This is a genomic window from Streptomyces atriruber (assembly GCF_001418325.1).
In the GTDB taxonomy this organism is placed as follows: Bacteria; Actinomycetota; Actinomycetes; order Streptomycetales; family Streptomycetaceae; genus Streptomyces; species Streptomyces atriruber.
This window is the reverse complement of the sequence record NZ_LIPN01000158.1, coordinates 14,397-27,763: the sequence shown is the minus strand read 5'-3', so window position 1 is coordinate 27,763 and position 13,367 is coordinate 14,397. Positions and strand designations below refer to the sequence as shown.

General features: G+C 72.7%; 11 protein-coding genes. All 11 read left to right on the top strand.

The window, feature by feature from the left end:
• Window positions 1-3,293: S41 family peptidase (locus AOK03_RS17790; protein ID WP_055566265.1), on the top strand; the 3,293-nt coding region annotated here is incomplete at its 5' end.
• Window positions 3,294-3,409: 116 nt separating this feature from the next.
• Complete coding sequence (locus AOK03_RS17785) at window positions 3,410-3,763, top strand: histidine triad nucleotide-binding protein (RefSeq protein ID WP_055566264.1); 354 nt, start codon at window positions 3,410-3,412, stop codon at window positions 3,761-3,763.
• Window positions 3,764-3,778: 15 nt separating this feature from the next.
• Window positions 3,779-4,684 carry a ribonuclease Z gene (locus AOK03_RS17780; protein ID WP_055566263.1) on the top strand — a complete coding sequence of 302 codons (906 nt, stop codon included), beginning with the start codon at window positions 3,779-3,781 and terminating at the stop codon, window positions 4,682-4,684.
• A 31-nt stretch (window positions 4,685-4,715) separates the two neighbouring features.
• Entirely contained in the window at window positions 4,716-5,717 is a 1,002-nt protein-coding gene (locus AOK03_RS17775) for an adenosine deaminase (RefSeq protein ID WP_055566262.1), read from the top strand.
• Between the two features lie 169 nt (window positions 5,718-5,886).
• Complete coding sequence (locus AOK03_RS17770; protein WP_341845813.1) at window positions 5,887-7,074, top strand: macrolide family glycosyltransferase; 1,188 nt, start codon at window positions 5,887-5,889, stop codon at window positions 7,072-7,074.
• Between the two features lie 82 nt (window positions 7,075-7,156).
• The gene (locus tag AOK03_RS17765; protein WP_055566261.1) at window positions 7,157-8,461 is read left to right on the top strand and encodes a glucarate dehydratase family protein; all 1,305 of its coding nucleotides are present in this window, start codon (window positions 7,157-7,159) and stop codon (window positions 8,459-8,461) included.
• 92 nt (window positions 8,462-8,553) lie between these two features.
• Window positions 8,554-9,657, top strand: coding sequence for a carbohydrate kinase family protein (locus tag AOK03_RS17760; protein ID WP_055566260.1), 1,104 nt, complete (start codon window positions 8,554-8,556; stop codon window positions 9,655-9,657).
• A 372-nt stretch (window positions 9,658-10,029) separates the two neighbouring features.
• Window positions 10,030-11,046 carry a PhoH family protein gene (locus tag AOK03_RS17755; RefSeq protein ID WP_055566259.1) on the top strand — a complete coding sequence of 339 codons (1,017 nt, stop codon included), beginning with the start codon at window positions 10,030-10,032 and terminating at the stop codon, window positions 11,044-11,046.
• Between the two features lie 12 nt (window positions 11,047-11,058).
• The gene (gene ybeY / locus AOK03_RS17750) at window positions 11,059-11,556 is read left to right on the top strand and encodes an rRNA maturation RNase YbeY (protein ID WP_055566258.1); all 498 of its coding nucleotides are present in this window, start codon (window positions 11,059-11,061) and stop codon (window positions 11,554-11,556) included.
• Between the two features lie 4 nt (window positions 11,557-11,560).
• Window positions 11,561-12,877 carry a hemolysin family protein gene (locus AOK03_RS17745; RefSeq protein WP_055566257.1) on the top strand — a complete coding sequence of 439 codons (1,317 nt, stop codon included), beginning with the start codon at window positions 11,561-11,563 and terminating at the stop codon, window positions 12,875-12,877.
• Window positions 12,874-13,230 (top strand): MmcQ/YjbR family DNA-binding protein, encoded by a 357-nt coding sequence (locus AOK03_RS17740; protein WP_055566256.1) that lies wholly within the window; start codon window positions 12,874-12,876, stop codon window positions 13,228-13,230. The genes AOK03_RS17745 and AOK03_RS17740 overlap by 4 nt, the downstream gene beginning before the upstream one ends.
• The last annotated feature ends 137 nt before the right edge of the window (window positions 13,231-13,367 follow it).

The window sequence follows — 13,367 nt, the reverse complement described above, 5'->3', positions numbered from 1 at the left end:
CCGACGGCACGACCGTCGCCTGGACCTCCACCCGCGACGGGGCCCCCGAGGTGCACATCGCGCCCGTCGATGGCGGGCCGTCCAAGAGGCTGACGTACTGGGGCAGTTGGCGCACCGCCGTGCGCGGATGGACCCCCGACGGGAAGGTCCTCGCGGTCAGCGCGGCGGGACAGGCCTCGATGCGCCGCAGCTGGGCACGGGCCGTGCCGCTGGACGGCGGGCCCGCGGCCACGCTGCCGTACGGCCTGGTCGGCGACGCCGCCCATGGCCCCGACGGCCAGGTCCTGCTGCTCTCCGCCCCGATGGGGCGCGAGGCGGCCTGGTGGAAGCGGTACCGGGGCGGCACGGCGGGGAAGTTGTGGATCCGACGGGCCGAGGGGGACACGGTGGCCCGTGGTGAGGGGGCGTCGCCGGGGGACGGAGGGGTCCGTGGTGACGGGGAGGCTCGCGGTGGCGGGGAGATCCGTGGTGATGCAGAGGCCCAGGGCGGTGGAGAGGCCCGCGGTGGCGAGGAGCTTCGCGGTGGTGGAGAGGCCCGCGGTGGCGAGGAGCTTCGCGGTGGTGGAGAGGCGCGTGGTGACGGGGAACCCCGCGCGGAAGGCGAGGCCCCCGTCGGCGGTGCGGCTTCGTTCGTGCGGGTGCACGAAGAGGTCGACGGCAACATCGAGTATCCGCTCGTCGTCGGCGAGCGCATCGCCTTCCTCTCCGACCACGAAGGCGTCGGCGCCCTCTACTCCTCCCTGCCCGACGGCTCCGACCTGCGCCGCCACACGCCGCTCGACCACTTCTACGCGCGCCACGCGGCCACCGACGGCACCCGCGTCGTCTACATGTCCGCCGGTGAACTCTGGCTCCTGGACGACCTGTCGGACGCCGAGCCGCGCCGCGTCGACGTCCGGCTCGGCGGGCAGCGCACCGATCTGCAGCCGCATCCCGTGACCGCCGCCCGCTGGTTCGGGGCCGCCGCGCCCGACCACACCGGGCGCGGCAGCGCCGTCTCCGTGCGCGGCTCGGTGCACTGGGTCACGCACCGCGAAGGCCCCGCCCGCGCCCTCGCCGCCGAGCACGGGGTGCGCGCCAGGCTGCCCCGCACCTTCCGCGTGCAGGGCGAGGAGCACGTCGTATGGGTCACGGACGCCGAGGGCGACGAGGCCCTGGAGTTCGCGCCCGCCACCGGCCCCGCGCCCGGCGCCACCCCGCGCAGGCTCGCCGCCGGGCAGCTCGGCCGGGTCCTCGGGCTCGCCATGGCCCCGGACGGCTCCCGCGCCGCCGTCGCCTCGCACGACGGCCGGGTGCTGCTCGTCGAGCGCGAGAGCGGCGAGGTCCGCGAGGTCGACCGCAGCGACGACGGCGAGGCCACCGGGCTCGTCTTCTCGCCCGACTCCGCCTGGCTCGCCTGGTCGCACCCCGGGCCGCGCCCGCTGCGCCAGCTGAAGCTCGCCAACACCGCCGACCTGTCGGTGGCCGAGGCGACCCCGCTGCGCTTCCGCGACTACGCGCCCGCGTTCACCCTCGACGGCAAGCACCTCGCGTTCCTCTCCGCCCGCGCCTTCGACCCGGTCTACGACGAGCACGTCTTCGACCTCGCCTTCGTCGGCGGCTCCCGGCCGCACCTGATCACGCTCGCCGCGACCACGCCGTCCCCGTTCGGGCCGCAGCGGCACGGCAGGCCCTTCGACGCGCAGGACGGCACCGAGACGCCCGACAGCGAGGGCGCGCCCGTCACCCGCATCGACTTCGACGGCCTCGCCGACCGCATCGTGCCGTTCCCCGTCGAGGCCGCCCGCTACAGCACGCTGCGGGCCGCGAAGGACGGCCTGCTCTGGCTGCGGCACCCGGTGCGCGGCGTCCTCGGCGCCTCCCGCGCCACCCCGCACGACCCGGACCCGAGGACCGAGCTGGAGCGGTACGACTTCGCGCAGCACCGCGTCGAGGAACTCGCCGCGGACGCCGACCACTTCTCGGTCAACGGCGACGGCAAGCGGATCCTGCTGTGGACCGACGGCAAGCTGAAGGTCGTGCCCAGCGACCGGCGCGCCTCCGGCGACGAGGACAGCGACTCGAACATCACCGTCGACCTCTCCCGGGTCCGGCACACCGTCGACCCGGCCGCCGAGTGGCGCCAGATGTACGACGAGACGGGCCGCCTCATGCGGGACAACTTCTGGCGTCCCGACATGGGCGGCGTCGACTGGAGCGCCGTCTTGGAGCGCTACCGCCCCGTCCTGGCCCGCGTCGCCACCCACGACGACCTCGTCGACCTGCTCTGGGAGGTGCACGGCGAGCTCGGCACCTCGCACGCCTACGTCACACCGGGCGGCGGCGGGGGCGGGGCGCACCGGCAGGGGCTCCTCGGCGCGGACCTCGCGCCCGGCGAGGACGGCCTGTGGCGCATCGGCCGGATCCTGCCCTCGGAGACGTCCGACCCGTCCGCGCAGTCGCCGCTCGCCGCGCCCGGCGTGGCGGTCCGCACCGGTGACGCGGTCATCGAGGTCAACGGCCGCCCCGTGGACCCGGTCACCGGACCGGGGCCGCTGCTCGTGGGCACCGCGGGCAAGCCCGTGGAGCTGACGATCTCGCCGTCCGGCGGCGGCGACGCCCGGCACGCCGTGGTGATCCCCGTCGACGACGAGGAGCCGCTGCGCTACCACGCCTGGGTCGCCGACCGGCGGGCGTACGTCCACGAGCACTCGGGGGGCCGCCTCGGCTACCTCCACGTGCCCGACATGCAGGCTCCAGGCTGGGCACAGATCCACCGCGACCTGCGCGTCGAGGTCGCCCGCGAGGGCCTGGTCGTGGACGTCAGGGAGAACCGCGGCGGGCACACCTCGCAGCTCGTCGTGGAGAAGCTGGCGCGCCGCGTCGTCGGCTGGGACCTGCCCCGCGGCTCGCGTCCGCTCAGCTATCCGATGGACGCGCCGCGCGGCCCGGTCGTCGCCGTGGCCAACGAGTTCTCCGGTTCCGACGGCGACATCGTCAACGCCGCGATCAGGGCGCTCGGCATCGGGCCCGTGGTGGGCACGCGCACCTGGGGCGGTGTCATCGGCATCGACAGCCGCTACCGCCTGGTCGACGGGACGCTGGTGACGCAGCCGAAGTACGCGTTCTGGCTGGAGGGCGAGGGGTGGGGCGTCGAGAACCACGGGGTCGACCCGGACGTGGAGGTCGTCACCACCCCGGACGACTACGCGGCGGGCCGTGACCCGCAGTTGGACGAGGCGGTCCGGATCGCGCTGGCCGCGCTGGCGGAGAACCCGGCGAAGACGGCACCTGAGCTGCCGGGCACACAGTGACCTCGCCCCGTCGGCCTCGTCCCGATGGCCCTGCCGCGTCGACCGCGCCCCGGCCCGCCGGGGCACGGCCGATAGCATGCCGAACGTACTGATCGTTCCGTTCTAGGAGGCGGCCCATGGCGGGCGAAGCGCAAAGCGACTGCCTGTTCTGCAAGATCGTCGCGGGTGACGTGCCGGCGACCGTCGTCCGGGAGACCGAGACGACCGTGGCCTTCCGCGACATCAACCCGCAGGCGCCGACCCACGTCCTGGTGATCCCCAAGGTGCACTACCCGGACGCCGCGTCGCTGGCCGCCGCCGAGCCGAAGATCGCCGCGGACGTGCTGCGGGAGGCGGGCGAGGTCGCCGCCGAGGAGAAGGCCGACAGCTACCGCATCGTCTTCAACACGGGGACCGGCGCGGGCCAGACCGTCTTCCACGCGCACGCGCACGTCCTGGGCGGCCGCGGCCTCCAGTGGCCGCCCGGATAGCGGGGACCGCCCTCCTTGTCCGCACGTGAACTGGTGGTGCTCGGCACCGCCAGCCAGGTCCCCACCCGGCACCGCAACCACAACGGCTACGTCCTGCTCTGGGACGGCCAGGGCATCATGTTCGACCCCGGCGAGGGCACGCAGCGCCAGATGCTGCGCGCCGGGGTCGCCGCCCACGACCTGCACCGGATCTGCGTCACGCACTTCCACGGCGACCACTCCCTGGGCCTGGCCGGGGTGATCCAGCGCATCAACCTCGACCGGGTCCCGCACCCCGTCACCGCCCACTACCCGGCGTCGGGACAGCGCTTCTTCGACCGCCTGCGGTACGCGACGGCCTACCGCGAGACCGTGCGGCTCACCGAGGCGCCGGTCGCCGAGGACGGCCCCCTGGACGTCACGCCGTCGTACACCCTCGACGCGATGAAGCTCTCCCACCCCGTCGAGTCGTACGGCTACCGCCTCACCGAGCCCGACGGGCGCCGGATGCTGCCCCGGCTGCTCGCCGAGCACGGCATCAAGGGGCCGGACGTCGGCCGGCTGCAGAAGGAGGGCCGCCTCGGCGGCGTGACCCTCGAAGAGGTCAGCGAGGTCCGGCGCGGCCAGCGGTTCGCCTTCGTGATGGACACCCGGCTCTGCGACGGCGTGCACGCGCTCGCCGAGGGCTGCGACATGCTCGTCATCGAGTCGACGTTCCTCGACGAGGACGAGCGACTGGCCACCGATCACGGCCACTTGACCGCGGGCCAGGCCGCCCGCGTCGCCGTCGACGCGGGCGTGCGCCACCTCGTCCTCACCCACTTCAGCCAGCGCTACCCCGACCCGGACGCCTATGAGAGGCAGGCCCGCGCCGCGGGCTTCGACGGTGAACTCACCGTCGCCCGCGACCTGTTGCGCGTCCCCCTGCCCAAACGAACCTGAGTACCACCACAGAACTGAGCGAGACCGCACCATGCCGATCCCCAAGGCCGAACTCCACCTCCACATCGAAGGCACCCTCGAGCCCGAGCTCGCCTTCGCGCTCGCCGCGCGCAACGGCGTCGAACTGCCGTACGCCGACACCGAAGAGCTCCGCAAGGCCTACCTCTTCGACGACCTCCAGACCTTCCTGAACCTCTACTACAGCCTCATGGCCGTGCTGCGCACCGAGGCCGACTTCGAGGAGCTCGCGGACGCCTACCTCGCCCGCGCCGCCGAACAGGGCGTCCGGCACGCGGAGATCTTCTTCGACCCGCAGGCGCACACGGCGCGCGGCATCCCCATCGGCACCGTCGTCGAGGGGCTCTCCCGCGCCCTGGACCGCAGCGAGGAGCGGCACGGCATCTCCACGCGCCTCATCATGTGCTTCCTGCGCGACCAGTCCGCCGACTCCGCGCTGGAGACGCTGACGGCCGCCGAGCCCCACCTCCACCGCATCATCGGCATCGGCCTCGACTCGGCCGAGGTCGGCCACCCCCCGGCCAAGTTCCGGAAGGTGTACGAGGCGGCCGCCGCGCGCGGCCTCAGGCTCGTCGCCCACGCGGGGGAGGAGGGCCCGCCCGCGTACATCACGGAGGCCCTCGACGTCCTGGGCGTCGAGCGCATCGACCACGGGCTGCGCTGCATGGAGGACCCGGAGCTCGTGGCGCGCCTGGTCCGCGACCGCGTGCCGCTCACGCTCTGCCCGCTCTCCAACGTCCGGCTGCGCGCCATCGACGTCCTGGAGGAGCACCCGCTGCCGCAGATGCTGGACGCCGGTCTCATGTGCACGGTCAACTCCGACGACCCCGCCTACTTCGGGGGGTACGCCGACGACAACTTCCACGCCGTGCGCGAGGCCCTCGGACTCGACCGGGAGCGGCTGCGCACGCTCGCCCGCAACTCCTTCCTGGCGAGCTTCCTCGACCGGGACGCGGCGGACGAGGCGCTGCGGGCGAAGTACCTCGCCGAGGTCGACGCTTATTCGTTCGACTGACCGCCGCGTGCCGGGCTAGGGTCCCCCGCATGGACTCCATCGCGCAGATCTACGGCTGACACGGCCTCCTGGCCCCCGCCCGCCCCTTGAGGGGCCGTGGCGGCGGGCCGCCGTGTCTTCTTCCGCATGCGTTTCGCATCCGTAGCTCTCTGTTCCTGGAGGAACACCCATGCCTCGTCGGCTCTCCCGCCGCCCTGCCCACATCGCCATGGTCGGCGTCCCGATGGTCAGCCACGTGCTGCCCGGTCTCGAAGTCATCCGTGAACTGGTCGCGCGCGGCCACCGCGTGACGTACGCCAACGACCCCGCGACCGCCGGTCTCATCGAGCCCACCGGCGCCGAACTCGTCCCGTACACCTCGACGCTCCCGTTCCGCGACAACATCTGGCCCGAGGACCCGATCGAGGCCAGCTCGCTCTTCCTCGACGACGCGACGGCGGTGCTTCCGCAGCTCCACGCGGCGTACGACGACGACCCCGCGGACCTGTATCTGTACGACATCGGCGCGTACGTCGCCCGTGCGCTCGCCGAGGCGCAGGGGCGGCCCCTCGTACAGCTGTCACCGACCTTCGTGGCCTGGGGCAGCTATCAGGAGGAGGTCGGCGCGCACCTCGCCCGGCTGCCGGGCGCCGACGCCCTGGAGGCCCGGTTCAAGGAGTGGCTCGCCGGGTGCGGGGCCACCACGCTGGACGTCGGGGAGTTCTCCGGCGTGCCGCCGCGGGCCCTCGCCACCATCCCGCGGGCCATGCAGCCCCACGCCGACACCGTCGACCCCGCGCGGGTCGACTTCGTCGGACCCTGCCTCGGCGACCGGGCGCGGCGGGACACCTGGACGCGGCCCGAGGGCGCGGAGAAGGTGCTCCTGGTCTCGCTCGGTTCGGCGTACACCGTGCAGCCGGAGTTCTACCGGCAGTGCGTGGCCGCCTTCGGGGATCTGCCCGGGTGGCACGTCGTGCTGCAGATCGGCAAGCACGTGGACCCCGCGGAGCTGGGCGGTGACGTTCCTCGGAACATCGAAGTCCGTTCCTGGGCGCCGCAGGTGGCCGTCCTGGAGCAGGCCGACGCGTTCGTCACGCATGCGGGCATGGGCAGCAGCGGCGAGGGCCTCTTCGCCGGTGTGCCGATGATCGCCGTGCCGCAGGGCGCGGAGCAGCCGATGAACGCGGACCGGCTGGTGGAGCTCGGGGTCGCGCGGCGCCTGGACACACCGGAGGCGACGGGCGACGCGCTGCGTGCCGCGCTGCTGGAGCTGACCGCGGACCCGGATGTCGCGCGCAGGTGCGCCGAGTTGAAGGCGCGGACGCGCGCCGAGGGCGGGGCCCGGCGGGCGGCGGATCTGATCGAGGCGGAGCTCTAGCGCTCCCGGGCGCCCGCGCCGTCAATGGTGCGGGCGCCCGCACCATTGACGGTCCATGTTCGCGTATCTAGTCTCCGTTCTCATGTATGGACAGAGTCTCGTCATCGCGGACGTCCGTCTCACGCCCGTCCTCGTCGCCGATCCGCCGCTCCTCAACACCCAGGGCGTGCACCAGCCCTACACCCCCCGCCTGATCATCGAGGTGGTCACGGCGGGAGGTGTGACCGGGATCGGGGAGACGTACGGGGACTCGAAGTACCTGGAGCTGGCCCGGCCGCTGGCCGGGCGGCTCCTCGGACGCGACGCGTCCGATCTGAACGGGCTGTTCACACTCGCGGACGACGTGTCCGTGGACGCCGCGCGGGTCGACGACTCCGTGGACGTCGGCGGACTGCGCGGCGTGCAGACCGCCGACAAGCTGCGGCTCTCCGTCGTCTCCGGATTCGAGGTCGCGTGTCTGGACGCCCTCGGCAAGACGCTGGGGCTGCCCGTGCACGCCCTGCTGGGCGGCAAGGTGCGCGACGCCGTGGAGTACAGCGCGTACCTCTTCTACAAGTGGGCCGGGCACCCGGAGGGCGTCACGAGCGAGCCGGACCAGGGGTGGGGCGCCGCGCTCGACCCGGCCGGGATCGTCGCCCAGGCCCGGCTCTTCACCGAGCGGTACGGCTTCACCTCCTTCAAGCTCAAGGGCGGCGTCTTCCCGCCCGACGAGGAGGTCGCCGCGATCCGCGCCCTGGCCGAGGCGTTCCCCGGCAGGCCGCTGCGGCTCGACCCCAACGGCGCCTGGTCCGTGGAGACGTCACTGAAGGTCGCGGCCGAGCTCGGCGACGTACTCGAATACCTGGAGGACCCCGCGCTCGGCACCCCCGCGATGGCGGAGGTCGCCGCGGGCACCCGGGTGCCGCTCGCCACGAACATGTGCGTGACGACCTTCGAGGAGATACCGGAGGCCTTCGCGAAGAGGGCCGTGCAGGTGGTGCTCTCCGACCACCACTACTGGGGAGGGCTGCGGCGCACCCGGGAACTGGCCGCGGTCTGCCGGACGTTCGGCGTGAGCGTGTCCATGCACTCCAACACGCACCTGGGGATCAGCCTGGCCGCGATGACCCACGTGGCGGCCACCGTCCCCGGCCTGGAGCACGCCTGCGACTCGCACTATCCGTGGCAGGCCGAGGACGTGCTGACCTCCCGGCCGCGCTTCACCGACGGGAAGGTCGCCGTCACCGACACCCCCGGCCTCGGCGTCGAGCTCGACCGGGAGAAGCTCGCGGCCCTGCACGCGCGCTGGCTCGACGACGGCTTCCGGGCGATGCGGGAGCGGGACGACGCGGCGGCGATGCGGGTGGCCGATCCGGCGTGGCAGACCCCGGCCGTGCCGCGCTGGTAGGCCGCGGCACGGCGGGGCGCCCGGCGCCGCGTCCGCCGTGCCGCGTCCGGTAACCGCGAGCCCCGACAGGCATCGTCCGTTACGTTGCCTGCATGGTCGTACCCGTACAGCCCACCGTCGACCCGCTGAAGGCGGCCCGCAGAGCCGGGGATCCGGCCTGCGACGTCTACCTCACCGGCACGGTCTTCCTCGACATCATCTTCACCGGGCTCGACTCCGCGCCCGTGCGCGGGACCGAGTCCTGGGCCCGCGGCATGGGGTCGAGCCCCGGGGGCGTCGCCAACATGGCGACCGCCCTCGCCCGGCTCGGCCTGCACACGTCGCTCGCCGCGGCCTTCGGGGACGACCACTACGGCGAGTACTGCTGGGACGCCCTCGAACAGGGGGAGGGCATCGACCTGACCCCGTCACGCACCGTGCCCGGCTGGCACTCGCCGGTGACCGTCTCCATGGCGTACGAGGGCGAACGCACGATGGTGAGCCACGGCCACGAGCCGCCGCCGGACGCCGACGCGCCGGACGGGGGCGCCCCGTCGTGCCCGCCACGCGCGCGTGCCGCCGTCGCCTCCCTGACGCCCGGCACCCGCGCCCCCTGGATCGCGCAGGCCGCGCGCAGCGGCACCCGCATCTTCGCCGACGTCGGCTGGGACGACACCGGGCGGTGGGACCTGGCGGGCCTCGCCGACCTGGAGCACTGCGAGGCGTTCCTGCCGAACGCGGAAGAGGCGATGCGCTACACCCGCACGTCCTGCCCCCGCGCGGCCGCCCGCGCCCTCACCGAGCACGTGCCGCTGGCGGTGGTGACGCTCGGCGCGGAGGGGGCGTACGCCGTGGACGGGCGGACCGGCGAGACGGCCGAGGTGCCGGCCATCGAGGTCGAGGCCCTCGACCCCACCGGCGCCGGGGACGTCTTCGTCGCGGGATTCGTCACCGGGACGCTCGCGGAGTGGCCGCTCGCGGACCGGCTCGCCTTCGCGGGCCTGACGGCGGCGCTCTCCGTCCAGGAGTTCGGCGGCTCCCTGTCCGCGCCCGGGTGGGCGGAGGTGGGCGCGTGGTGGCGCCGGATCCGCGAGTTCGACGACCAGGACCCCCTGGCGCTGCGGCGCTATGCGTTCCTGCAGTCCCTGCTCCCGGCCGCGAGCCGCCCGTGGCCGCTGCGCAGGGCCGTGCCCACGATCGGCTTCCGGTCGGCCTAGGGCCTGTCCGGCGGATCAGGGCGCGGACGCGGGGCCCGGCACGCCCGTCTGCCGCGTTGTCGTCGGTTGCCGACTCCTCCGAGCCCGAGACTTCGCCCGAGCAGGGGGCACCCCATCGCGTTGCCGCCCTCCTCCGCCTCGCAGCCGCACGCACCAGACCCCGCTCACCGGCACCGGAAAGTGGCCGCCACCCTCATTACGCCCTGATCCGCCGGACAGACCCCAGGGCCCCGCTGCCGGAAGAGCCGTGAGCGAGGGGTGGAAAAGGCCTACGGCCAGTACCGTGCCGCGTCGTACTCTTGGGGGAGCAAGGCTGTCGAGCGGCCACCAAGCCCCGCACGAGGAGGATGAGCAGGCCTTCAGAGCCGGCCCATGACTCAGACACCCACGACTCACACCGACGCGCAGGACCAGGCCCGAGCCCACTTCACCGTCCCGGCCAACCATCCGATGGTCACGGTTCTCGGCTCCGGCGACGCCCTGCTGCGGGTGATCGAGAAGGCCTTCCCGGCGGCCGACATCCACGTCCGGGGCAATGAGATCAGCGCCGTGGGCAGCGCCCACGAAGTCGCTCTCATCCAGCGCTTGTTCGACCAGATGATGCTGGTGCTCCGCACCGGTCAGCCGATGACGGAGGACGCAGTGGAACGCTCGATCGCCATGCTGAGGGCGGACGAGAACGGCGACGGCGCGGAGGAGACCCCCGCCGAGGTCCTCACGCAGAACATCCTCTCGTCCCGCGGCCGCACCATCCGCCCCAAGACCCTGAACCAGAAGCGGTACGTCGACGCGATCGACAAGCACACCATCGTCTTCGGGATCGGCCCCGCGGGCACGGGCAAGACGTACCTCGCCATGGCCAAGGCCGTGCAGGCCCTGCAGTCCAAGCAGGTCAACCGCATCATCCTGACCCGCCCCGCGGTCGAGGCGGGCGAGCGGCTCGGCTTCCTGCCGGGCACCCTGTACGAGAAGATCGACCCGTATCTGCGCCCGCTGTACGACGCCCTGCACGACATGCTCGACCCCGACTCGATCCCGCGCCTGATGGCCGCGGGCACCATCGAGGTCGCCCCGCTCGCGTACATGCGCGGCAGGACGCTGAACGACGCGTTCATCATCCTCGACGAGGCGCAGAACACGAGCGCCGAGCAGATGAAGATGTTCCTGACCCGCCTCGGCTTCGACTCGAAGATCGTCATCACCGGTGACATCACCCAGGTCGACCTGCCCGGCGGCACCAAGAGCGGTCTGCGCGAGGTGCAGAAGATCCTCGACGGCGTCGAGGACATCCACTTCTCGCGGCTCACCTCGCACGATGTCGTCCGGCACAAGCTGGTCGGCCGTATCGTCGACGCGTACGAGCAGCACGACAGCCGCGACGGGAAGTAGACCAGCACCACCATGTCGATCGACGTCAACAACGAATCCGGAACCGAGGTCGACGAGCAGGCGATCCTCGACATCGCCCGCTACGCACTCGCGCGGATGCGCATCCACCCGCTCTCCGAGCTCTCGGTGATCGTCGTGGACACCGACGCCATGGAGCAGCTGCACATCCAGTGGATGGACCTGCCGGGGCCCACGGACGTCATGTCCTTCCCCATGGACGAGCTGCGGCCGCCCATGAAGGACGACGACGAGCCCCCGCAGGGCCTCCTCGGCGACATCGTGCTCTGTCCCGAGGTCGCCACGAAGCAGGGCAAGGACGCCCCGACGGAGCACTCCATGGACGAGGAGCTCCAGCTCCTCACCGTCCACGGCGTCCTGCACCTGCTGGGGTACGACCACGAGGAGCCCGACGAGAAGGCCGAGATGTTCGGGCTGCAGGCCGCGATCGTCGACGGCTGGCGCGCGGACAAGGGCCTGACCGGCCCGTCCCCGGCGCCCACGGTCTCGTAGCGCCATGAATCCTCAGCTGATCGCCGGCGCGGTCGCCCTGGTCGTCGTGGCCTGGCTCGCGGCGTGCGCCGAGGCGGGCATCGCCCGGGTCTCCAGTTTCCGTGCGGACGAGGCGGTCCGCTCCGGGCGGCGCGGCAGCGCGAAGCTCGCGCAGGTCGCCGCCGACCCGACGCGCTATCTCAATGTGGCGCTGCTCGTGCGGGTGGCGTGCGAGATGGCCGCGGCGGCCCTGGTGACGTACGCCTGCCTGCAGGAGTTCGCCGAGACCTGGCACGCCCTCGCCGTCGCCATCGGAGTGATGGTCCTGGTCAGCTATGTCGCCGTGGGAGTCTCCCCGCGCACGATCGGCCGCCAGCACCCGCTGAACACGGCGACCGCCGCGTCCTACGTCCTGCTGCCGCTCGCCAGGATCATGGGCCCGATCCCGCCGCTCCTGATCCTCATCGGCAACGCGCTCACGCCCGGCAAGGGCTTCAGGCGCGGCCCGTTCGCGTCCGAGGCCGAGCTGCGGGCGATGGTGGACCTCGCCGAGAAGGAGTCCCTGATCGAGGACGAGGAGCGCCGCATGGTGCACTCCGTCTTCGAGCTCGGCGACACCCTGGTCCGCGAGGTCATGGTGCCCCGCACCGATCTGGTCGCGATCGAGCGCTTCAAGACCATCCGCCAGGCGCTGACGCTCGCGCTGCGCTCCGGCTTCTCGCGCATCCCCGTGACGGGCGAGAGCGAGGACGACATCGTCGGCATGGTGTACCTGAAGGACCTGGCCCGCAAGACGCACATCAACCGCGACAGCGAGTCCGAGCTGGTGTCCACGGCGATGCGCCCGGCGACCTTCGTGCCCGACACGAAGAACGCGGGCGACCTGCTGCGGGAGATGCAGCAGGAGCGCAACCACGTGGCGGTGGTGATCGACGAGTACGGCGGCACGGCCGGCATCGTGACGATCGAGGACATCCTGGAGGAGATCGTCGGGGAGATCACCGACGAGTACGACCGCGAGCTGCCGCCCGTCGAGGAGCTGGCGGACGACGGCTGCTACCGCGTGACGGCGCGGCTCGACATCGGTGACCTCGGGGAGCTCTTCGGGTTCGAGGAGTTCGACGACGAGGACGTGGAGACCGTCGGCGGCCTTCTCGCCAAGCGGCTGGGCCGGGTCCCGATCGCGGGGGCCTCCGCGATCGTGGCGCTGCCGGACGGGCGGGAGCTGAAGCTCACCGCGGAGTCCGCGGCCGGTCGCCGCAACCGCATCATGACGGTGCTCGTGGAGCCCGTCGCCGTGGACGCCGGGGCGGGCGCGGAGAAGGCCGGGGAGGCCGGGTGACGCCCGAGGGCCTGCGCGCGTTCTGCCTGTCCTTCAACGGCGCGGTGGAGGACTTTCCCTTCACGCCGGAGACGTCGGTCTTCAAGGTGGTCGGGAAGATGTTCGCGCTGTCGGCCCTCGACGGGCGCCCGCTCACGGTCAACCTCAAGTGTGAGCCGGACATCGCCGACCGGCTGCGGGCGGCGCACCCGGAGATCGTGCCGGGCTGGCACATGAACAAGCGCCACTGGAACACGGTGACGGTCGACGGCGGGCTTCCCGACCGACAGGTCAGGGAGCTCATCGAGGATTCGTACGACTTGGTGGTCGCGGGTCTGCCGCGGGCGGAGCGGCTGCGGCTCGACCGCCCCTGAGGGGCGCACGCGGCCTGGAGCGCTTCCAGCGAAGTGTCCCAACAGGCCCTCGCCATAGGGGTGGTGGGACAGGCAGAATGGGGTGACAGGCGGATCCGAAACGCTCCCACTCCGGGCTGCCGGCCAAGGAACTCGGA

What these genes read in the sequence shown, in the direction of transcription:
- AOK03_RS17785 (WP_055566264.1), top strand. Translation starts at nt 3,410, where the DNA reads ATGGCGGGCGAAGCGCAAAGCGACTGCCTGTTCTGCAAGATCGTCGCG.
- AOK03_RS17760 (WP_055566260.1), top strand. Translation starts at nt 8,554, where the DNA reads ATGGTCGTACCCGTACAGCCCACCGTCGACCCGCTGAAGGCGGCCCGC.
- AOK03_RS17765 (WP_055566261.1), top strand. Translation starts at nt 7,157, where the DNA reads ATGTATGGACAGAGTCTCGTCATCGCGGACGTCCGTCTCACGCCCGTC.
- AOK03_RS17745 (WP_055566257.1), top strand. Translation starts at nt 11,561, where the DNA reads ATGAATCCTCAGCTGATCGCCGGCGCGGTCGCCCTGGTCGTCGTGGCC.
- AOK03_RS17775 (WP_055566262.1), top strand. Translation starts at nt 4,716, where the DNA reads ATGCCGATCCCCAAGGCCGAACTCCACCTCCACATCGAAGGCACCCTC.
- AOK03_RS17770 (WP_341845813.1), top strand. Translation starts at nt 5,887, where the DNA reads ATGCCTCGTCGGCTCTCCCGCCGCCCTGCCCACATCGCCATGGTCGGC.
- AOK03_RS17755 (WP_055566259.1), top strand. Translation starts at nt 10,030, where the DNA reads ATGACTCAGACACCCACGACTCACACCGACGCGCAGGACCAGGCCCGA.
- ybeY (WP_055566258.1), top strand. Translation starts at nt 11,059, where the DNA reads ATGTCGATCGACGTCAACAACGAATCCGGAACCGAGGTCGACGAGCAG.